The sequence below is a fragment of the Edaphobacter dinghuensis genome, assembly GCF_014640335.1.
Lineage (GTDB): Bacteria > Acidobacteriota > Terriglobia > Terriglobales > Acidobacteriaceae > Edaphobacter > Edaphobacter dinghuensis.
In genome coordinates this window covers 1,108,620-1,128,278 of record NZ_BMGT01000001.1, presented here as the reverse complement: position 1 = coordinate 1,128,278, position 19,659 = coordinate 1,108,620, and the positions used below count along the sequence as shown (strand labels likewise).

General features: G+C 60.4%; 21 protein-coding genes. 14 read left to right on the top strand and 7 right to left on the bottom strand.

Annotated elements, in window-relative coordinates:
* Positions 1 to 97 precede the first annotated feature (97 nt).
* The 6 genes from IEW09_RS04450 to plsX all read left to right on the top strand — a co-directional run bounded on the left by IEW09_RS04450 (position 98) and on the right by plsX (position 4,593).
* Positions 98 to 685 (top strand): thiamine phosphate synthase, encoded by a 588-nt coding sequence (locus IEW09_RS04450; protein ID WP_188552908.1) that lies wholly within the window; start codon positions 98 to 100, stop codon positions 683 to 685.
* Between the two features lie 276 nt (positions 686 to 961).
* On the top strand, positions 962 to 2,056 hold the full coding sequence (locus IEW09_RS04445; protein WP_188552907.1) for a hypothetical protein: 1,095 nt from the start codon (positions 962 to 964) through the stop codon (positions 2,054 to 2,056).
* Positions 2,057 to 2,111: 55 nt separating this feature from the next.
* Complete coding sequence (locus tag IEW09_RS04440; protein WP_188552906.1) at positions 2,112 to 2,684, top strand: hypothetical protein; 573 nt, start codon at positions 2,112 to 2,114, stop codon at positions 2,682 to 2,684.
* Positions 2,685 to 2,727: 43 nt separating this feature from the next.
* Positions 2,728 to 3,285, top strand: a complete 558-nt coding sequence (locus IEW09_RS04435; RefSeq protein ID WP_188552905.1) for a YceD family protein — start codon at positions 2,728 to 2,730, stop codon at positions 3,283 to 3,285.
* A gap of 69 nt (positions 3,286 to 3,354) precedes the next feature.
* The gene (rpmF, locus tag IEW09_RS04430; RefSeq protein WP_188552904.1) at positions 3,355 to 3,540 is read left to right on the top strand and encodes a 50S ribosomal protein L32; all 186 of its coding nucleotides are present in this window, start codon (positions 3,355 to 3,357) and stop codon (positions 3,538 to 3,540) included.
* Between the two features lie 36 nt (positions 3,541 to 3,576).
* Positions 3,577 to 4,593 carry a phosphate acyltransferase PlsX gene (plsX, locus tag IEW09_RS04425; RefSeq protein ID WP_188552903.1) on the top strand — a complete coding sequence of 339 codons (1,017 nt, stop codon included), beginning with the start codon at positions 3,577 to 3,579 and terminating at the stop codon, positions 4,591 to 4,593.
* 143 nt (positions 4,594 to 4,736) lie between these two features.
* Here the strand turns inward: plsX and IEW09_RS04420 are convergent, their stop codons facing one another.
* Together IEW09_RS04420 and IEW09_RS04415 are read right to left on the bottom strand one after the other, a co-directional pair.
* Positions 4,737 to 5,123, bottom strand: coding sequence for a DUF1634 domain-containing protein (locus IEW09_RS04420; RefSeq protein ID WP_188552902.1), 387 nt, complete (start codon positions 5,121 to 5,123; stop codon positions 4,737 to 4,739).
* Positions 5,123 to 5,959 carry a sulfite exporter TauE/SafE family protein gene (locus IEW09_RS04415; protein WP_308420529.1) on the bottom strand — a complete coding sequence of 279 codons (837 nt, stop codon included), beginning with the start codon at positions 5,957 to 5,959 and terminating at the stop codon, positions 5,123 to 5,125. Before IEW09_RS04415 ends, IEW09_RS04420 begins: the two co-directional genes overlap by 1 nt.
* 129 nt (positions 5,960 to 6,088) lie before the next feature.
* On the opposite strand from IEW09_RS04415, the gene IEW09_RS04410 reads away from it, so the two are divergent.
* From IEW09_RS04410 to IEW09_RS04395, 4 genes are all read left to right on the top strand, one after another.
* Positions 6,089 to 7,036, top strand: a complete 948-nt coding sequence (locus IEW09_RS04410; protein WP_188552900.1) for an oxidoreductase — start codon at positions 6,089 to 6,091, stop codon at positions 7,034 to 7,036.
* Between the two features lie 263 nt (positions 7,037 to 7,299).
* Entirely contained in the window at positions 7,300 to 8,481 is a 1,182-nt protein-coding gene (locus IEW09_RS04405; protein WP_188552899.1) for a PP2C family protein-serine/threonine phosphatase, read from the top strand.
* Positions 8,478 to 8,921, top strand: a complete 444-nt coding sequence (locus IEW09_RS04400) for an ATP-binding protein (protein WP_188552898.1) — start codon at positions 8,478 to 8,480, stop codon at positions 8,919 to 8,921. The genes IEW09_RS04405 and IEW09_RS04400 overlap by 4 nt, the downstream gene beginning before the upstream one ends.
* 20 nt (positions 8,922 to 8,941) lie before the next feature.
* Positions 8,942 to 9,307 (top strand): STAS domain-containing protein, encoded by a 366-nt coding sequence (locus IEW09_RS04395; protein ID WP_188552897.1) that lies wholly within the window; start codon positions 8,942 to 8,944, stop codon positions 9,305 to 9,307.
* Positions 9,308 to 9,479: 172 nt separating this feature from the next.
* Here the strand turns inward: IEW09_RS04395 and IEW09_RS04390 are convergent, their stop codons facing one another.
* Both IEW09_RS04390 and IEW09_RS04385 read right to left on the bottom strand, forming a co-directional pair.
* On the bottom strand, positions 9,480 to 11,525 hold the full coding sequence (locus tag IEW09_RS04390; RefSeq protein ID WP_188552896.1) for a PP2C family protein-serine/threonine phosphatase: 2,046 nt from the start codon (positions 11,523 to 11,525) through the stop codon (positions 9,480 to 9,482).
* 38 nt (positions 11,526 to 11,563) lie between these two features.
* On the bottom strand, positions 11,564 to 12,166 hold the full coding sequence (locus tag IEW09_RS04385; RefSeq protein ID WP_188552895.1) for a hypothetical protein: 603 nt from the start codon (positions 12,164 to 12,166) through the stop codon (positions 11,564 to 11,566).
* 236 nt (positions 12,167 to 12,402) lie between these two features.
* On the opposite strand from IEW09_RS04385, the gene IEW09_RS04380 reads away from it, so the two are divergent.
* From IEW09_RS04380 to IEW09_RS04365, 4 genes are all read left to right on the top strand, one after another.
* The gene (locus tag IEW09_RS04380) at positions 12,403 to 13,734 is read left to right on the top strand and encodes an MFS transporter (RefSeq protein ID WP_229739072.1); all 1,332 of its coding nucleotides are present in this window, start codon (positions 12,403 to 12,405) and stop codon (positions 13,732 to 13,734) included.
* Complete coding sequence (locus tag IEW09_RS04375; protein WP_308420532.1) at positions 13,731 to 15,749, top strand: YjhG/YagF family D-xylonate dehydratase; 2,019 nt, start codon at positions 13,731 to 13,733, stop codon at positions 15,747 to 15,749. The genes IEW09_RS04380 and IEW09_RS04375 overlap by 4 nt, the downstream gene beginning before the upstream one ends.
* A complete protein-coding gene (locus IEW09_RS04370) occupies positions 15,746 to 16,573 on the top strand; it encodes a fumarylacetoacetate hydrolase family protein (protein WP_188552894.1) in 828 nt (275 codons plus the stop codon). Before IEW09_RS04375 ends, IEW09_RS04370 begins: the two co-directional genes overlap by 4 nt.
* A 97-nt stretch (positions 16,574 to 16,670) precedes the next feature.
* A complete protein-coding gene (locus IEW09_RS04365; RefSeq protein WP_188552893.1) occupies positions 16,671 to 17,945 on the top strand; it encodes an ABC transporter permease in 1,275 nt (424 codons plus the stop codon).
* A gap of 149 nt (positions 17,946 to 18,094) precedes the next feature.
* Here IEW09_RS04365 and rplI read toward each other — a convergent pair whose 3' ends face one another.
* The 3 genes from rplI to rpsF form a co-directional block, all read right to left on the bottom strand.
* Entirely contained in the window at positions 18,095 to 18,568 is a 474-nt protein-coding gene (gene rplI / locus IEW09_RS04360) for a 50S ribosomal protein L9 (RefSeq protein WP_188552892.1), read from the bottom strand.
* A 77-nt stretch (positions 18,569 to 18,645) separates the two neighbouring features.
* Positions 18,646 to 18,993 (bottom strand): 30S ribosomal protein S18, encoded by a 348-nt coding sequence (gene rpsR, locus IEW09_RS18765; protein WP_188552891.1) that lies wholly within the window; start codon positions 18,991 to 18,993, stop codon positions 18,646 to 18,648.
* Positions 18,994 to 19,157: 164 nt separating this feature from the next.
* On the bottom strand, positions 19,158 to 19,601 hold the full coding sequence (gene rpsF / locus IEW09_RS04350) for a 30S ribosomal protein S6 (protein WP_188552890.1): 444 nt from the start codon (positions 19,599 to 19,601) through the stop codon (positions 19,158 to 19,160).
* Between the last annotated feature and the right edge of the window lie 58 nt (positions 19,602 to 19,659).

Below are 19,659 nucleotides of genomic sequence, written 5' to 3'. Positions count from 1 at the left end.
CGCGCCAATTCCTAACCTATCACAGCAACATCATCATCCTACGCCTGCGCGGCGGCACCGGATCATGCAAAACTCATAAATCCCATACACTTACACCGTGCGCCGCTACGCCATCACCGACCGCTTGCTGTTGCCGGCAAGCTCCTCTCTGCCGCAGCAGACCGCCCTTTGGGCTGCCGAAGGTATCGACTATATCCAACTTCGCGAAAAAGACCTGCCCGCCGGGGCGATTGCGACGCTGGCGCGGCAGATGCTTGAAGCGCTGCAAGGCAGCCGAAGCAGGCTGCTGATCAACTCGCGGCTGGACATCGCTGTGGCCACTGCCGCCCATGGGGTGCATCTCACTGCTGCTGCCGGGGAGCTTACTCCTGCACAGGTTCGGAAGGTGTATGCCGCGGCCGGTCTACCGCGGCCCGTCATTTCCGTATCCTGCCATACGCTGGCTGAGATCGAAGTGGCCCGAAACGAAGCAGATCTGATCCTCTTTGCTCCGGTCTTTCAGAAGTCCATCGCGGGGAAGGTCGTAACCCCCGGACAGGGCCTTGAGGCGCTGCGCTCGGCTTGCCTTGCCGCCGCGCCTACTTCGGTCTACGCGCTTGGCGGCGTTACAGGAGAGAATGCCGACTCCTGCCTGGGGGTTGGAGCTGCGGGGATTGCCGCAATTCACCTCTTCCATACACTCTGAACGCTTCTCGATAGAAATAATGACGAAATACAGGGGTCTCTCCGCTGCGCTGCGCTCCGGTCGAGATGACGTGCAGTTTGGGTGGCTCGTGGGATCGGCTCATGAGAAATACATCTATAGCTCATCCCTTGGTTCAAGAGAGCTTCGTCAGCTATGGCTAACCGGCGGACGGCCAACAGAATCTTCTTCCCGCAAGTGAGGCTCCGGCGTATGATTTGCCATCCGGCCCCTATCGATCGGCGCTTAAGGTCAGCGCTCAGTGCGGAGAACCTCCCTATGTTTCGATGGAATGAAAGCACACAGTCCACCACAGCTTCTCCGGCTTCTTTTAAAGACGCCCTTTGCGACTCGGAGCGCCTGCTGAAGTACGCCGCCGAGACCGGCGTCGAGGTCGATGCGGCGACTCGTGCCGCCGTGTTGCTGGCTCGCAGCACGCCTCCTGATAACTGGACCGAGCCGATCATCGACGGCCTGCTGGAAGCGCTGACCAAGCTGGCCGCGTTGCTGAAGCCGGTGACCGCCGACAGCCTGAAGGCGTGGACGCAGGACACGGGTGCGACGGTCCGCTATTACCTTCGCTGGGCGATCATTCTGGCCTGCGTTATCGTTCCGGCGTCGATCGCCAGCTTTACGACTTCGGCGCTATCGAACTCGCTGCGTACCGATATTGCTTCGGCCAACGACCTTGCCGTGAAGCTGCGCGCGCAACTCGGCGTCGCTCCGGTGGGGACCGAAACCGGCGGCCAGGCTGGAACAGTGGCAGTGACGCTTCCGCCGGGCATCAGCGACTCGGAGATCATCTCCGAGCTGCAGGACTATGCATCGACGATTCGTCTGATCGATGCGCGGGCGCGCGAGTTGAACTGGCTGGTGCTGCCCCGGGTCTCGCCGCCTGCGCAGACCGAGCGCAGCAATCCTTCGCAGCGGGCCGTCTATGAGCTAGACCCTCGGCTTCCTAACTACTATGTGGCTCGCGACACGGCCACGGCCACCTACCAGTCCGTCCGCTACTTTGCGCAGAGCCTGCTGAATAATGTCTCCATCTTTTATGGAGCGCTCAATACCTGCATTCTGCCGGTACTCTATGCGCTGCTTGGAACGTGCGCTTATCTGCTGCGCAACTTCGAGAGCCAGATGAGCAACCACACGTTTATCCCGTCGCCGGCCAACTCGGCGCGCTTTCTGATCGCCGCCATCGGAGGGGCCGTTGTGGGCCTGTTCAACAATTTCACGATCACCCCCGAGGCCTCTGTTCCGCCGCTGGCGCTGGCGTTCCTGGTCGGCTATGCTGTCGACGTCTTCTTCGCTTTTCTCGAAGGGCTGCTCAAAGTTTTTTCCAGGACAGAAGTGCCGCCACGCACCCCGGCTTAGCCTCTGCCCGTCATTGTGAATTTTGAAGTTCAACGTCACAACCAAAGGAATGACCATGACAAGAATTGCTTCGCTCGCCGCTGTGCTTGTTCTCTGCGGCCCACTCGTCTCCGCGCAGACCCCAACAGCGGCACCGACGCCCGCACCAACCGCGCAGGCTCCGGCGACTGCGCCCGCTCCGGCCGTCAAGCCTGATCTGAGCGGGACGTGGACGCTGAACCTCTCCAAGAGCGACTATGACCAGGTTCCCCCGCCGCAGGACGAGATCCTCGTCTTCAGCCACAACGGCTCGACCTTCAGCGTCGCCACGACTTCCGATAATGAGCGCGGCAAAGAGGTTTATACGCTGCCCTTCACCATCGACGGCAACGAAACCCCGACACCCAAGGGCACCTTCGCTGACACCGCGACACTCCAGTTTCTGAGCACTAAGGCGGAGTGGGACGGAACTTCGCTTATCCTGACGCAGAAGATCACCTATCAGGGCGGCGCGGGGACCCTGAAGTCGACCTTTACGCTGTCTGCTGACGGAAAAACCCTGACCCGGATGATGCACATCTCAGTCGATCAGGGAGAGTTCGATACGACCTCCGTCTACGACAAACAACCCGTCGTTGCCGGGGCTTAGGCCCCGGTTTGACCTCAACCCCCAACCTGCTACCCTTAAAGACGTGCTTATAACCCCGCTCCAACTCGTCGATGAACCTCTTGAGATAGACGAAACCGTCCAGCCCGGCACCATCGAGTACACCCCGGACCTTCGCCAGACCGGCCCTCTGCCGGTCAAGGGAACCGCCGATCTGCTGGTCGAGCGCCGGGACGAGGGCTCGCAGGTCAACGATATCCGCCTGCGCGCCGGGTATCATGGCGACTTCGAGATTCTCTGCGCCCGCTGCGTCGAACCAGTCGCTTTGGCCCTGAATGGGGAGTTCGATCTGCTGTTTCGCCCCGAAGACGCCGATGCAGGTGGCGGGGAGCACGCAATTACCCCGGAAGAGACGGAAATCGGTTATTATCAGAAGAGCGGTCTTTCGCTTGAAGATGTGGTGCGTGAGCAGGTGTTACTCTCCCTGCCCGGCCGTACCCTCTGCAAAGAAGATTGCAAAGGGCTTTGCCCGCGCTGTGGCCAGAACCTGAATCTTGCAACCTGTTCCTGCGGGGAGGCTCCGGCCGATCCGCGGTGGAATGCTCTTGCGGATCTGGCGTCCAAGCTCGAGCTCAAGCACTGAAAAAAGTTTTGCTTCGTCGTCAGCGCGTGATTCGCCTGACTGCCGCGGCCCACTGAAAGGGACACTGCAATGCCTAATCCAAAACGGCGCCACTCCAAGCAACGGACTGCCAAGCGCCGCAGCCACGACTTCCTCACCCCGACCGGCGTCTCCGAATGCCCGAACTGCCACGAGCGTAAGCTGCCCCACCGTGTCTGCCGCAAGTGCGGTAGCTACAAGGGTCGCGAGGTTCTCGCGGTCAAGGAAGCCAGCTAGCATTACCTACATTTACAAGCTCCAAGTCCCCTGCTGATGCCGATCGATATCGTTGTAGACGCAATGGGTTCTGACAAGGCCCCCGAATCCGAGATTCGCGGGGCCATCCTCGCTGCACGCCAGTACGACGTCAGAGTCCACCTCGCCGGCCCGGAACACATCATCCGCCCCATCCTTCGCCAGCACCTGCGCGGCCAGCATCTGCCGGTGTTTATCGTGCCTGCGTCGGAGTGGATCACGATGGACGACAAGGCGGCGCAGGCGGTTCGCTCGAAGCGCGACTCATCGATGCGCGTGGGCCTGAAGATGGTGCGCGAGGGACGCGCTGCCGGATTTTTTACCGCGGGCAATACCGGCGCGGCGATGGCGACGGCCAAGATGGTTTTGGGCATGCTGGCCGGAGTCGAGCGACCGGCGCTGGTCGCGGTACTGCCGACGACGCAGGGAACGCCCTCCCTTCTGCTCGACGTCGGCGCCAATGTGGACTGCGACCCGGACAATCTCGTTCAGTTTGCGGTGATGGGCCACATGTACGCGCAGAACGTCCTCAAAATTCGTGCGCCGCGCGTGGGATTGCTCTCGATCGGCGAAGAAGATTCCAAGGGCAACTCACTGACGCGGGACACGCTTCCTCTGCTGCGCGCGCTGCCCGGCATCAACTTTACGGGCAACGTCGAAGGCCGCGATCTTTATAACGGCAACAATGATGTGGCTGTGTGCGACGGCTTCGTCGGCAATGTTGCGCTGAAGACCAGCGAGGGCATCGCCAAGCTGGTCACGGCATCGCTGCGCGAGTCACTGAAGTCGACCGTCACCTCGCAGGTCGGCGCTCTGCTTTCGCGCAAGGCGTTTGCGAATTTCAAGAAGCGCCTCGACTACTCGGAGTATGGCGGTGCACCACTGCTTGGGGTTCGTGGGGTTTGCATCGTGGGGCACGGCTCTTCGAATGAGAGGGCTGTGATGAACGGGATTCGCGTGACCGCTGAGTTTGCTCAGGCTGAGGTCAATGCCAGCATCGAGGCTGCGTTGGCGGCTCCTGCTGCGAATGGGTAGAGCGGGCTGTTTGGAAGCTGCTTTAAAAACAAGCAACAGTAAATGCGAAATACAGGGGTCTCTCCACTCCGCTGCGCTCCGGTCGAGATGACGTAGTTCAGGTGGTTCTCTTCTGCCAAGAATGACGTGTGATTGAAGCGGCTTCAGGAAGAAAAGAACAGGCTGGCTGCCAGGACAGCGAGAACGATCAGGCTTACTGCAACATAGAAGCGATCGCGCTCGAGCGCAAAGCCGACGACGGCGAAGACTACGCGGGCGACGGGAGTGGCAATCAGAAGGATCGCTCCCAGTTGGATCACGGCCGCCGGATCACCGGCTCTCAACAGGCGGAAGAGTCCGCTGATGCTGCGCAGATTGGCGGGCTCTCCGGCGAAGGTGCGGTAGTCGACGCTGCTGCCAAAGTGTCTGCGGACGTAGAGGACTCCTCCTGCAAGGACCACGGTCGAGGCCAGCAGCACACCGGCCTGCAACAGCCGGCCCATTATGATCTCCATCCGCTGGTCGTCGAATCTGGATCCTCGAGGTTCCATTACATTCTCCCCATCGCGCCGTTCAGGATCATCTCGACCCCCAGCGCCAGAATCACTACCGTAAAGATGCTGCGTAGTACCGAGACCCGCGCGCGGACCAGAAGCCTTGCGCCGAGCAACGATCCGGCCAGGACGCCGAGCATGACCGGAAAGGCCAGCCCTGGATCGACGTAACCGCGATGCAGATAGATTCCTGCGCTGGCCGCGGCGGTTACGCCGATCATAAAGTTGCTGGTCGTAGTCGAGACCTTGAAGGGGATGCGCATCACCTGGTCCATCGCCAGCACCTTGACCGCGCCCGAGCCGATGCCCAGCAGGCCAGAGAGTGTGCCTGCTCCGAACATAGTCGCAAAGCCTGCGGAGATACGATCGACCTTGTAACTCTTCTGGCGGCCTGTGCCGTCGGGATAGGAGCCCGAGAGCCGCAGACGATCAGACCACGGACTGCTGTGGCCGCTCTCTTCGGTATGGCAACGGCTCTGCCGCCACGACAGCCACGCCGAATAGAGCAGCACCACGCCGAAGATGATTGCCAGCGCGCGGGTCGGCATGCGCGTGGCCAGGAATGCGCCGAAGACAGCGCCGATGGTGGTCGCGATTTCGAGGAACATGCCGATGCGGACGCTGGAGAAGCCCTCGCGCACGTAGGCGGCAGCAGCTCCCGACGAAGTAGCGATGACGGAAATGAGCGATGCTCCGATGGCGTAACGAATATCTACGTGGAAGACGACGGTGAGCAGAGGCACCAGCACAACGCCACCGCCGAGGCCAGTGAGCGCTCCCAGCAGCCCGGCGCCGATGGAACCGGCAAAGACGAGTAGGGTAAACAGCAGCACCGGCAATGTGGCTAAATGTTCGATAACAGAACCCTATGAGACTAATTTACTTTGATGATGAAAGCCCGGTTATCACAAGCGTAACGCAATAACTTTGTGTCGGAATCTGCCGTCAAACATCCAACACAAATGGTTAGTACGTGGACATTAGCCGATATCCCCTCGCAAGCGGGCAAGCGCATTCTCATCACCGGAGCCAACAGCGGCATCGGCTATTACGCGGCTTTCACACTGGCACGCAAGGGAGCACACGTCATCTTCGCCTGCCGCGACCGCCGCAAGGGCGAGGCCGCGTTGGCGCGGCTGGACGCCGAGGCTCCAGGGACAACGACGGAGTTGGCGATGCTCGACCTGGCCTCGCTCGCTTCGGTACGCGAGTTCGCCGCGCGCGAGCTTGATCTTGGACGGCCTATCGATATCCTCATCAACAATGCCGGAGTGATGGCGCCGCCTGTTCGTCAGCAGACGGCCGACGGCTTCGAGCTGCAGTTCGCCACGAACGTTCTTGGCCACTTTGCTCTGACCGGGCTGCTGCTTCCGGCGCTGCGGCAGGCTGCGGAGAGGTCTTCCGAGATGCCACGCATTGTTACGATTGCGTCGATCGCGCACAAGCGCGGGCGGCTGAACTTCGACGATCTGCAATATAAGCAGAACTATGGCCCGATGAAGAGCTACCAGCAATCGAAGCTGGCGAACCTGATGCTTGCGCTGGAGATGGATCGCCGTCTGCGTGCCGCAGGCTCAAACATTCTGAGCGTTGCGGCGCATCCGGGTGTGGCGAATACCAATCTGTTTCAGACTGGGCAGCGCTCAGCCGCGGAGAACGCTGCGCGCAAAGTGCTGGGGCATCTGATCGGTGCGTTTCTCAACACTGAGGCGGAGGGCGCGCTGCCGACGCTGTATGCGGCGACAGCGTCCGCAGTGACGGGCGGCGGCTACTATGGCCCGCAGGGATTTCAGGAGATGTGCGGCGACGAGATTGGACCGGCGAAGATAGCACCGCAGGCAAGCGATGCAACGGCGGCGGCGCGGCTGTGGGATGCGTGCGAGAAGCTTACAGGAGTTAAGTTTTTATAAGAACCGGCCTGATGCGTTTTGTGGGTGAGTCTAACAATAGTGGCGAGAATGACTGGGGAAATACAGGGGTCTCTCCCCTACGGCGGCAAAAGGCGCCGCCTTCGGTCGAGATGCGTGCAGTCAGGGCAGGTGTGAGTCTTTGTTCGAGACATGGAGAAGTGAGGTTACAGCCGAGATGATGTGGTTATAAATCTCTCTTCTTCCATTGCTACTTTCGCATATACTCATCCCGACAACGGGCCCTGTCGTGACAGGTATCTCGAATGGAGTTCGCTGAAACACTTTTGGCGCAACAGCAGGTCGTTCGCCTGCAAGCGCTACTCGAGGCAAGCCGCCAGATCCACTCGACCATCAAGCTGGACGAGGTGTTGCGCATTGTGCTCGAGATCGTCGTGCGCGAGCTGGAGCTGGCCGGGGCGTTCTTTACGGCGTTCGAGCAGACTTATGGCGATGTTCCGTCCAATCTGAAAGAGTCTTTCAGCGCAAACGAAGTTACCTCCGTAATGGCTGGCGATCCGTGGCTGCGGTTCCCGCTCTGCGATAAACAGAAGAACCGTTTCGCAGACCTTGTAGTTCTGCTGCCTGAAGGCCGCACGCTCGATCTGGACGAGATCGACTTTCTTGAGGCGCTTTCGATGCAGGCCTCAGTGGCCATCGAAAATGCGCGGTTCCATGAGCGCACCATCGAGTGGCAGCGCATCGAGAGCGACCTTGCATCGGCGCGGCTGGTGCAGCAGAGCCTGCTTCCGCAAGAGATGCCGCGGGTTCCCGGCTATACGCTGGCGGCGCGCTCCGTCACCTGCTACGAGGTCGGCGGCGACTATCTCGATATCGTCGCGATGCCCTCGGGCGACATCGCTATTGTGGTGGGGGACGTTGCGGGCAAAGGGCTGACATCTGCCCTGGTCGGCATGTCGTTCCGTTCGGCGTTTCGGGCCATGTTGCAGGCCGACCTTTCGCTGGTCGAGATTGCGACTCGGATGAACCTGCTGCACTACAACGAAGGCGCGGAGTCTCGCCGCCGCTATGTCACGGCTTTTCTGCTTCGGCTTAGCCCCGGCAATAACATGATCGAGATGGTCAATGCGGGGCACAATCCGGCGTTTTTGATCATGGAAGACCACAGGCCGCACAAGATCGCGGCGTCGGGGACACCGATCGGAATGCTTCCCTTCTCCACCTACGAGTCCGAAAAATATGCGCTGGTCGGAGGGGCGAGGCTGCTAGTCTACACAGACGGAATGACCGAGGTCTTTCGCGGCGAAGAGGAGTTTGGCGAGGCTCGCCTTTTTCAGGCTTTTCGCAATTGCAAAGCGCTCACCTCGGAGGCAACGCTGGCTTCGTTGTGGAGCACCCTGGAGCAGTTCTCCGAGGGGCAGGAGCAATCCGATGACATGACCGCACTTGTACTGTCGAAAAATCCTCATTACGGAGATTGCCAATGACAGACAACAATCCGGGCATCATCGAACTTCACATTCCGTCGCGGCTGGGCTACGAAAAGATAGCCATGAATACCGCCGCGAGCACGGCCCGGATGATGGGCTTTACCGACGAGCGCGTTGAAGACCTGAAGACCGCTGTGGCCGAGGCCTGCATCAATGCGATGGAGCATGGAAATAAATTTGACGAGTCTCTCAGCGTCGGGGTCATCCTGTCGATGAACGACGACTCGCTCGAGGTCAAGGTGGTCGACACAGGCGCAGGCACGCAGGGCCATGGAACCGCCCCCGACATCGACAGGAAGATGCATGAGGAAGAGAAGGCGCGCGGCATGGGCATGTTTTTGATTCAGGCCCTGGTCGACGAGGCGGAGTGGGTCAGTTCGCCGCCGACCGGAAGCTATGCGCGCATGGTCATCCGTCTTCATCACACACACGACTAGAGCCGAAAGGAACTACCGCCATGCAGGAAAAAAGCACGCAGGTGAAACTGGACGAGGTGCAGTGCGGAGCAGGCGCTCCCATCACGGTGCTCCGCTTTGCAGGCGACATTACCAGCGCCTCGCAGGCCGCGGTGCTGGGAACATACGAGACGCTGGGGCAAGATGCACGGCGCATCCTGCTCGACTTCTCAAAGGTTGAGTATCTGAACTCGAGCGGCATCGCTCTCGTCATTCAATTAATGATTGCGGCCAGCAAGCATGGTCAAACCATCAAGACCTTCGGTCTCACGCCGCACTTTCAGAAGGTCTTTACCATGGTGGGCATCACAAAATACACCAGCCTTTATTCGGACGAGCAGACGGCGTGTGCTGCGTTTACGGCGTGACGTGTTGTCGCAAGGTCTGATTTCGCTGGTCCGACAAAGAACAAATACAGGGGTCTCTCCGCTGCGGCGGCAAAAACGCCGCCTCCGGTCGAGATGACGTGTGCGGAGAGGTGAGTGGGCTCCGGTCGAGGGAACGTGCGTTGTTCGCCGACAATCTCATCGTTGCAACGGCTCAGGTCTCGGCCATGACCGGCTCTACATGCGAGACCGTCTTCGGCTCGCTGCTGCGCTCGATCCTCAACACCAGAATGTCGTCCTCCTGCCCGAAGTCCTGTGCGGCGGCAGCCAGTTCTGCAGCGGTGATGGGATGGCTCAACATGTGGTCGATGCGCTCGAATCCGAAGAGAAGCCCATGCTCGTTCTGCGCCTCTGCGATTCCGTCTGACATCAGCATCAACGTGTCGTCGGCCTTCAAACGGAAGTACATCACGGGAAATTCAGTGTCGGCCATCATGCCCAGCGGAAGCGCGCCTTCCATCGGCATCCCCTCTCCATTGAGGTAGGGCGGCAGGTGGCCTGCGTTGGCCAGCGTCACCATGCCGTCGGCTGTGATTCGCAACACGAGGCAGGTCGCGCTGGCGTGCTCGCGCTCGCACAGCTCTGCATTGAGAGAGTTCAGAATGGTCAACGGGTCGGAGCTGTGCTGCACGGTAGAACGGATTGCGCCGACGATCAGCGCCACCAGCATCCCTGCCTGCAAGCCTTTGCCGGTTACGTCGCCCACGACGATCAGCACGCTGCCGTCGTGCTCGCCGGGGATGATCTGGAAGAAGTCGCCGCCGACCTCGCGCGCCGGACGGTACTCGCTCTCGATGCTTAACCCGGCGATGATCGGAGGGTTCTCGGGGATCAGTACCTGCTGCACATGCTGCGCCTGCTTGATCTCGAGCCGCCATTGCTCCTGCCTGCGCTGGGAGTGCAGAAAGCGCCGCGACAGCATCACCGTGACCAGCAGCAGAGAAATCATGGTGGAGACGGTGCCGAGCGAGATCTGGAAGCCGAAGAGAGAGAACGCGGTGGGGATGTGGATCAGACGCAGCTCGTGCTGGTACTGCGAGATCGCGGCCAGCAGCACGGCGGGTAGCGCCAGCCATCCCTCGGCCTCGTGCCTGCGAATGCCCTGATACGTCACCCAGAACAACAGGGCCGCAAGAGCCAATTTCACCACAAGAAGGAACGGCACCAGATATGTTGCCGCATCGACTGGAACGACCTGGCCATAGAGCGGCGGGCGCAGCAATGCAGTTCCTGCTGCCAGCAGAAACACCAACCCCCACACCTCTCGATGCAGCCTGCCGATGGGGGCGATACGAAACCAGTAGCCCCAGAAGATGACCCACAGGCCGATACGCACAGGCGTCAGAACATCGTCGATCAGAATGACACTAGGGGATTGGCCGATCAGGGCGGTGAAGTTGACGAGCAGGACGATGGCGTTGCCGATCAGAGTGATCAGTGAGACCAATCCCAGCCAGAGATAGGCTGCCTCGGTGCGGTCGAGCCAGAAGAGGCTCATGGCCACGATCAAGGCCAGCAGGAGGATCAGCATCTCGAGAAAGCCGGTGCCTACGCCGTGGGCGACGTCGTCCCAATCCAGGCGAATCTGCGCCGCAATCGCCGAGGCGCGCCCCAACACGGGAGGCTCGTGCAGGCCGCCCGCGTCCGGGCTGTTGAAGGGAGTGGCGCTATCCATCCACATGCGGATCGCAATCGTCATGCGGCCGCTGCGAAGCTCGCGCGGAAGACGAAAGGCGCGCGGGAGCGTGCTATAGGCTGTGACGCCATGGGATGTGAACTTGCCGAAGGTCCCGATCAGGTCACCGTCGACGTATACCTGGTAGGCGTCATCGGCATTGTCGGGCATCTTGAGCGCCAAGGGATCGTCGGCTCCCTCGACATTAATAGTCAGCCGATACCATGCGTAGCCGGAGTAGCCCGCAAAGCCGCGATCGGTCCAGCCGGGGATGTATCCGCTGCTACCCAGGGTGGCGTCCGCCGTGCCGGGCGGCGGCGTCAGATCCATCTCGGTCCAGCCGGAGTCATCGAAATCCGGCTGGGCCCAGGCCATGTTATCTCCGGTGTGAAACTTCCACGGGCCGGAGAGCTCTACCGCTGCATTGCCCAGCGTGACCTGCATGCCAACAGCGCTGCTTTGTGCCGCGACAAGCTGGCCGCCCGATGACAGCAACAACAAGAGGCATAGCCAGAAGCGATGCATAGGCAGTCATCCTGAAAGCAAACACAGATACAGACAACTCAGCAGAGCGGAGAGGCGCGCAACACGCGCAGCCGTTCCGCGTAGAGCAGGCAACCGAAGAGCAGGACACCAGTCGAGAGCAACACCATCGGCTCCGGTTCCGGCGTCAGCACTGTTGCTGTTACCGAACCGGTCGGAAAATCTTCCGGCGGAACGACGCCATCTTCGGTGATGAAGAAGTAGTCGCCGTTGTGAATGACTCCCTCCGAGAAACCCAGATCGAACGCGCCGTTCGCAGGATCGAGCGGACAGTCGGTCGCACTGAAGATGTTGTCGGAGGGCGCAGGCGCGCAGCTCGCGGTCTGCCCGGTCAACACGCCGCCGGACGGGAAGGAAAAGTCCAGGCCGACCCAATCCAACCCCGAGATGTTGCGCGCCGCGAAGCATCCGTCAGCCGTCATTCCCGATGGCAGCTCGCCTGTAAGGCAGGGAGTGAAGGAGACATCGAACGAGGTTGCGGAGATGAGGTAGAGCGGATAAGAGGGGTTCGCAGGAGGCGGCGGATCGAGAACCCTGATGTGGAAGTCCACGGGATCTGCTTTAGCCTGCCCCATGCACCCAAAGACCAACGCGATTAAAACCAGACAATAAAAAGCTTTCATGGCTGACTCCTCTTTCTCTCAAAACATTCCCGTAATGTCTCACCGTGAAATGAGGGGAGGAAAGATAAAGGGGGCCGGCACGTGAGACGACTTGGCACCCACTATAGGAGGACTGCCTGTGCGAGTCAATCAAATCGTCGTGTGGCCGAGTGCATTCGTCTGCATCGTTGCAGTAGCGAGCCAGCACAGCCGCAAGAGCGATACTATGCTTTCTGAAGAACCCGGAGCCCTCCTCTGTGAACCAGACCTCTGCCGAAGAAGTGACCGCCAACCTGCGCAGGCGCTGGCTGCTGCTTCTGCCCGCGGTCTTTGTGACCTACAGCCTTGCCTATCTGGATCGCGCCAACTATGGCTTCGGCGCAGCAGCGGGACTGGCCGCGACGTTGCACATCACCGACTCGCAGACTGCGCTGCTGGGTTCGCTGTTCTTTCTGGGATACTTCTTCTTCCAGGTGCCGGGCATCGCCTATGCGCGGCGCAGAAACACTAGCCGATTGATCTTTTTCACGCTGATCGTATGGGGTGCGCTGGCTGCGTTGACCGGCGTCATCCGCAGCTTCTGGCTGCTGGCCGTCGATCGCCTTCTGCTCGGCGTCGCCGAGAGCCTGATCTTTCCGGCGATGCTGCTTCTGCTGACGAACTGGTTCACGCGCTCGGAGCGCTCGCGCGCCAACGCCATCCTGATCCTCGGTAACCCCGCCACCATTCTGTGGATGTCGGCGATCACCGGCTTCTTGATTCGGTTATTCGGATGGCAGATGACGTTCATCCTCGAAGGCGCTCCCTCAATCGTGTGGGCCTTCGTCTGGATAATGATCGTCCGCGACCGTCCGGAAAAAGCGTCGTGGATGAGCACAGAGGCGAGCGCACTACTCAATAGTCAGCTCGCGGCAGAACAAGCCAGCTTACCCAAGATGGGCAGCCTTGGCCGTGTCCTCATTCGGCCTGACGTGCTTCTGCTCTCGGCGCAGTATTTTTGCTGGAGCATCGGCGTCTATGGCTTTGTGCTCTGGCTGCCCACGATCATTCGCCAGGGCAGCTCGCTGGGCATCGGCATCACCGGACTGCTGAGCGCGATTCCGTATCTGTTCGCAGTGCTGGCGATGCTGCTGGTGGCCTATCTCTCAGATAAAAGTCTTCGCCGTCAATCATTGGTGTGGCCGTTTCTTATTTTTGCGGGAACCGCTCTGCTTGGCTCTTTCCTCTTTGCGGCTCATAGCTTCTGGCTGGCGTATGGATGTCTCATCATTGCAGGCGGCGCGATGTTTGCGCCCTATGGCCCCTTCTTCGCCATTCTTCCTGAGATCGTTCCCAGCAACGTCTGCGGCGAGGCGATGGCACTGGTCAACAGCTTTGGAGCTCTGGGAGCGTTTTTCGGCTCGTGGATCGTAGGCCTTCTGCAAAGTCGCACCGGCAACTCGCGCGCAGGCTATCTTTTGATGGCCATCGCGCTGATCGTCTCCGGATTTATCATGATCCTCGGCTTCCGCAAGTCTGTGCCTGCAAGCAGAGACCAGCCTGATGAAGTTAGTCTTGATGCAGAGATCGTTGCCCCACGCATACCATAAGCAGAGCAAGCCAACCTGGAGCCAACAACATCCCACCGATCCCCATTACGTCGATTCTTGAGAGCCCCGGTTTCGATCACAGCGCCGTGAAGACACACGCTGCCGGCCCGCAGGGTGCTTTACCGATCACACCGGAGATGCTGCTCACGCAGCCTTCCGGCAATCTCTTTGGTTTGAGCCAGGACGCGGGCATGGGATGGGAGCCGCAGCGGCTGCTCGATCCGGAGTTCCTCATCCTCAGCACTCATGGCGGAGTGCGCGCGGCTGACGGCACTCCTATCGCGCTCGGCTTTCACACCGGACACTGGGAGGTCGGCCTGCTGGTCTCCGAGGCCGCCGGGGAGCTACGCGCGCAGCACTGCATCCCCTTCGCGGGAGCGTGTACCGATCCCTGCGACGGCCGCACGCAGGGCACCGAGGGCATGCTCGACTCGCTGCCTTATCGCAACGACGCCGCGATTGTGCTGCGCCGCCTGATGCGTTCGCTGCCGACACGTAAGGGCGTATTGGGTGTTGCGACGTGCGACAAGGGGCTGCCCGCCATGATGATGGCGCTGGCGTCCTCGGGTAAAGTTCCCAGCATCCTTATTCCGGGCGGAGTCACGCTTCTGCCCGACGAAGGCGAAGATGCGGGCAAGGTACAGACTATCGGCGCACGTTTTGCCCAGAAGCAGATCACGCTGGAGTATGCCGCCGACATCGGCTGCCGCGCGTGTGCTTCGCCGGGTGGAGGCTGCCAGTTTCTGGGTACGGCTGCAACAGCGCAGGTGGTGGGCGAGGCGCTTGGCCTTTCGCTGCCGCACACTGCGCTTGCGCCATCGGGACAGCCGATCTGGCTCGACGCCGCGCAACGCTCGGCCCGCGCCATCGTGCGCATGACGCAGACTGCGATGGGCACCGACGCGATTCTTACTGCGGCCTCGATCAAGAACGCAATGGTGCTGCACGCTGCCTTTGGCGGCTCGACTAACCTTTTACTGCATCTGCCTGCCATCGCCCATGCGGCAGGGTTGCCGCGGCCAACCGCGGCCGACTGGGCCGAGATCAATCGCAGGACGCCGCGACTGGTCGATGCGCTGCCGAACGGCCCGCGCTACTTCGCCACGGTGCAGGTCTTTCTCGCCGGTGGTGTGCCTGAGGTGATGCTGCACCTTCGACGTGCAGGGCTGCTCGACACTAGCGTAAAAACGGTGGCGGGAACGACGCTCGACGAGTGCCTGAACTGGTGGCAGGACAGCCTGCGCCGTCGCGAACTTAAGGAACAACTGCTTACGCAGGACGGCATCGATGCTGACGACGTCATCATGTCACCCGATGTCGCTCGCTCGCGCGGCCTGACTTCGACTGTCTGCTTTCCTTCCGGCAATCTTGCGCCGGAGGGCAGCGTGATCAAGAGCACGGCCATCGATCCCTCGCTGATCGACGAAGCCGGAGTCTATCGTCATCGCGGCCCCGCGCGTGTCTTCATCACGGAGAGCGCAGCCATTGATGCCATCAAAAACGGCGCCGTGCTTGAAGGCGATGTGATGGTGCTTATCTGCGGCGGCCCTCTCGGAGCCGGCATGCAGGAGATCTACCAGATCACTGCTGCGCTCAAGGCGCTGCCTCACTGCAAGCATGTCGCTGTGCTTACCGATGCTCGCTTCAGCGGCGTTTCTACAGGAGCTTGCATCGGTCACATCTCTCCTGAAGCTCTCGCCGGCGGGCCCATCGGCTGCATTCAAGAGGGTGACACGATCGAGATCGTCATCGATCGCAATGCGCTGGCCGGAAGCGTCGATCTCGTTGGCGAGAGCGGCGAAATTTTCTCTCGCGAAGAAGGAAGCCGCCGCCTCGCTGCGCGCTCTCCACGGCCTGATCTTGCGCCGCATCCGGCGCTTCCAAACGACACGCGCCTGTGGGCCGCACTCGTGCAGGCGAGCGGCGGAGTCTGGGGCGGATGCGTTTATGACACTGACATGATCCTCGCTCGCCTCGCGCCACCGACATCCAAACCAGAAAGGTCAGATACGTGAGACTCTATCGCACCCAGCAAGGCCCTTACCTCCTCAACGACAATCTCTACTACCGCATCGAAGACACCTCCTGGGACGCGCTGATCACTCGCGAAGACCTGCACGCGTTCTGCCGCTCCGTCATCGAGCGCGGCGAGCGTACTAAGGCCTTTTCCTACGGCACGCTGCTTGCACCGATTGAAAGCCAGGAGGTCTGGGCCGCGGGTGTCACCTACTACCGCAGCCGGAGCGCCCGCATCGAGGAGTCGAAGGATGCAGGCGGCGGCGACTTCTATGACCGCGTCTACTCTGCCACGCGGCCTGAACTCTTCTTCAAAGCCACCGGCGCTCGCGTCGTCGCGCCCAACCACAAGGTCAGGGTTCGCAGCGATGCCACCTGGTCGGTGCCCGAGCCGGAGCTTACGCTGCTGATCAGCCCTAAGGGGACGATCCTCGGCTACACCATCGGCAACGATATGAGCTCGCGCGACATCGAGGGCGAAAACCCGCTATACCTTCCGCAGGCCAAGGTCTACGACGGAAGCTGCGCGCTCGGCCCCTGCATCTTCGTCGACCCGGAGCCTTTGCCGACAGCGACCCGCATCGCCATCCAGATCGTTCGCAACGGCGAGACTGCCTTCTCGGGCAGCACGGCGCTCTCGGAGCTGAAGCGCGACCCCAAGACGCTGGTCAGCTTCCTGTACCGTGATAACAGCTTTCCCAAGGGCTGTTTTCTCATGACCGGCACCGGCATCGTTCCGCCCGACTCCTTTACTCTTGCCAGCGGAGACCAAATTCGCATCGTCATCGATCCGATTGGCACGCTGGTCAACGAGGTAGCTTAGGCCATCCCTTCGGCCGTAAAAGTTAGCAGGAAAGGGTGCACCGCTGCGATACTTTAAAAGTCGAATCTGTATTTAACAGAGTCAAATCATTAAGACGATGGCGATCACCTCTTCCCCAAAATCGGGCTCGTTCGAACGCACGCTGGCCAGTGCGCGTTCGACCATGCTCTTCAGCGAAATTGTGCGACTCGCCGTCGACAGCTTTCGTGCCAATAAGATCCGCTTTATGTTGACGATGCTGGGCATGGTCATCGGCTCGGCCTCGATCATTCTGGTCGTCACCATTGGCAAAACCGGCAAGGAATACGCCCTAAACGAGTTGACCAGCATCGGGCCCAACAAGGTCGAGATGCAGTATGTCGGCGGCACCCAGCCCGGCCCCAACAACACCACCACCCCTGACCTGATGACCTATGAGGATATGAATGCCGTCCTCGAACAGGTGCCGGACATCGTTGCCTCGTCGCCCATGCTGGAGGTCCATTACAACGTCGGCATCGGCGGCGGCGTGACCAGGGACGCTATGCTGCTCGGCGTTTCTCCTGAGTATAAGCAGGTGCGAAATCTCGAAGTCATTGCGGGGCGGTTCTTCGACGATCAGGACACGGTCTCGCGCACCAAGGTCGCCGTTATCGTTGAACCTTTTGCCAAGTCGCTGTTCGGCAGCAGCTCAGGAGCAGTCGGCCACAATATCACGGTGGAAGGGATCCCCTTCATCATCATTGGCGTCTTTAAGGAGAGCGTTGCAACCTTCGGCCTCTCCGAGATCAGCGACCAGACGCTGCTGGTTCCCTATCCCGTCGCCCGCTACTTTACAGGCAGCGACAAGGTGAAGGAGATCTTCTTCACCATGCGCGATGCGGCCGACGTGCTTCCGGCCTCCAAGCAGATTCTGGCGATCATCAAGAGCCGCCATCGTCCATCTTCTTCGTACTATCCGTTCATCATGACGGGATTTCTGAGCATCATGGCGAAGATCGCCGATATGCTTACGGTCGTGTTGTCGCTGGCAGCAGGCATTACCCTGATCGTCAGCGGCGTCGGCATCATGAATAGCATGCTGGCCAATGTGCAGGCCCGTCTCAGGGAGATCGGAATCCGCAAGGCGCTCGGAGCCACCAGCCTCGAGATTCGCCTCCAGTTCCTCACCGAAGCTGTCTTCCTGTCGCTGGCGGGAGGATTAGTCGGCACCATACTGGGGCTGGCGTTGCCGCTCTCGGTCAGCCTGCTGACGCCCTACAAGATTCCTATCAGCCTGTGGTCAGCGGTGATTGCATTGGGCACGTCGATGCTGGTCGGCATTCTCTTCGGAACGCTTCCCGCCAACCGCGCGGCAAAACTCGATCCAGTGCAGACGCTGAAGTACGAGTAAAGATACCCAAGAAAGAAAAAATACAGGGATATTTCGCTCCAACCGAGATGCCGATCGATGGGGGTTCAAAAGACAAAGAGCGCATCCGCCTTTGCGGGAAGACCCGCGAAGACAGATGCGCTCTTTGCAATTAAAACGGTTGGAGCAGATTACTCGGCTGCGACTGCTTCGGCTTCCGGCTGATCGCCCTTGACCGTGACCTTGATGTGGCTGGTCACTTCGCGATGCAGCTTGACCGGAACGTGGTACTCGCCGATGGTCTTGAGCGGCTCTTCGAGAGAGATCTTGCGACGATCGATCTTGAAGCCCTTCTCTTCGAGCTGGTGCGCGATGTCGCCGGAGGTTACCGAGCCAAAGAGATGCTCGTGCTCGCCAACCTTGCGCTCGAATACCAGTTCCACTTCGTTGAGCTGTGCCGAAAGAGCTTCGGACTCAGTCTTCTCCTTGGCCGACTTGCGAACGGCGGAGGCCTTCATCTGCTCGATGACTGCCTTGTTGGCGGCGTTCGCTTCGATGGCGAGCTTGCCCGGCAGCAGATAGTTACGCCCGTAGCCGTCGGCGACTTTGACCACATCGCCACGGTGTCCGAGCTTGTTTACGTCTTCCTTCAGAATGACTTCCATTGCAGTTTCTCCGATTCCTGTCTGGCGTATCTCGTAGGCCAGCCTTGCGTGACTCGTAAAGCCCGGCTTGCGGGCAACTAGAAGCGTGCGGCGAACGCAAGCAGGGCGATGTTGCGCGACTGCTTGATCGCCAGGCTCAGGCGGCGCTGGTGCCGGGTGCAAACGCCGGTGAGGCGGCGCGGAACGATCTTGCCGCGCTCTGCCACAAAGCCCTGCAGCAGACGGACGTCGCGATAGGAGATGGCGTCGATCTTCTCGGTGCAGAACTTGCAGACCTTCTTGCGGCGGAAGAACTTGCGGCCACCGGGGCCGCCCGATCCGCCGGGACGGGGTGTGCGCGGAGCGCCTGCTCCGGGGCCGGAGTGCGCGGGACGAGATGAAGGTGCCTGCTGCTCAGATGATTGCGTGCTGGTTTCGTCAGCCATGTGTGTTTCCCTCTCAGGTACGTTGTGCTCTCACCCGCTCCAGACCCGCGATGGAGTCTCTGAACATTTGGCCCGGAGGGCCGAACGGAAGTGGGATCAAGCGATTCGTAAAACGTTGCGCGATGCGGCGTCAGGCAGGCATCGCAGATCTTGTGGCGATGAAGCTAGACGGCGGCGTTCTCGACGGGCGCGGCAGCGGCGTCAGGAGCTTCCTCTGCGCTCTCGGCAGCAGGAGCCTGCGACGATGCAGCAGCCGGCTGTGCGCTGCGCTTGACCTTGGAGTCGCGCAGGGCCTTCACCTTGGCGAGGCGCTTCTCTTCTTCGTCCATGCGCACGGTGATGAACTTGATCACCTGCTCGGAGACGCGGAGGCGACGCTCGATCTCGGTGATCAGCGAGCCCTCGGCGGCGATGGTCAACAGGATGTAGAAGCCGTCGTTGAACTTGCGAACGGTGTAGGCGAGCCGGCGACGGCCCATCTTCTCGACGCTCTTGACCTCGCCGCCGCCACTGGTGACGTTGGACGAGAATCCTTCGATGAGCTTGTCGATCTCTGCTTCTTCAACGTCCGGGCGGACGATGAACATAATTTCGTAAGTGCGATTCATTCGTTTACTTCTTTCTGCGAAGTTCTACTTCGCACCGTGCCGGCGTATCGTCTGCCGG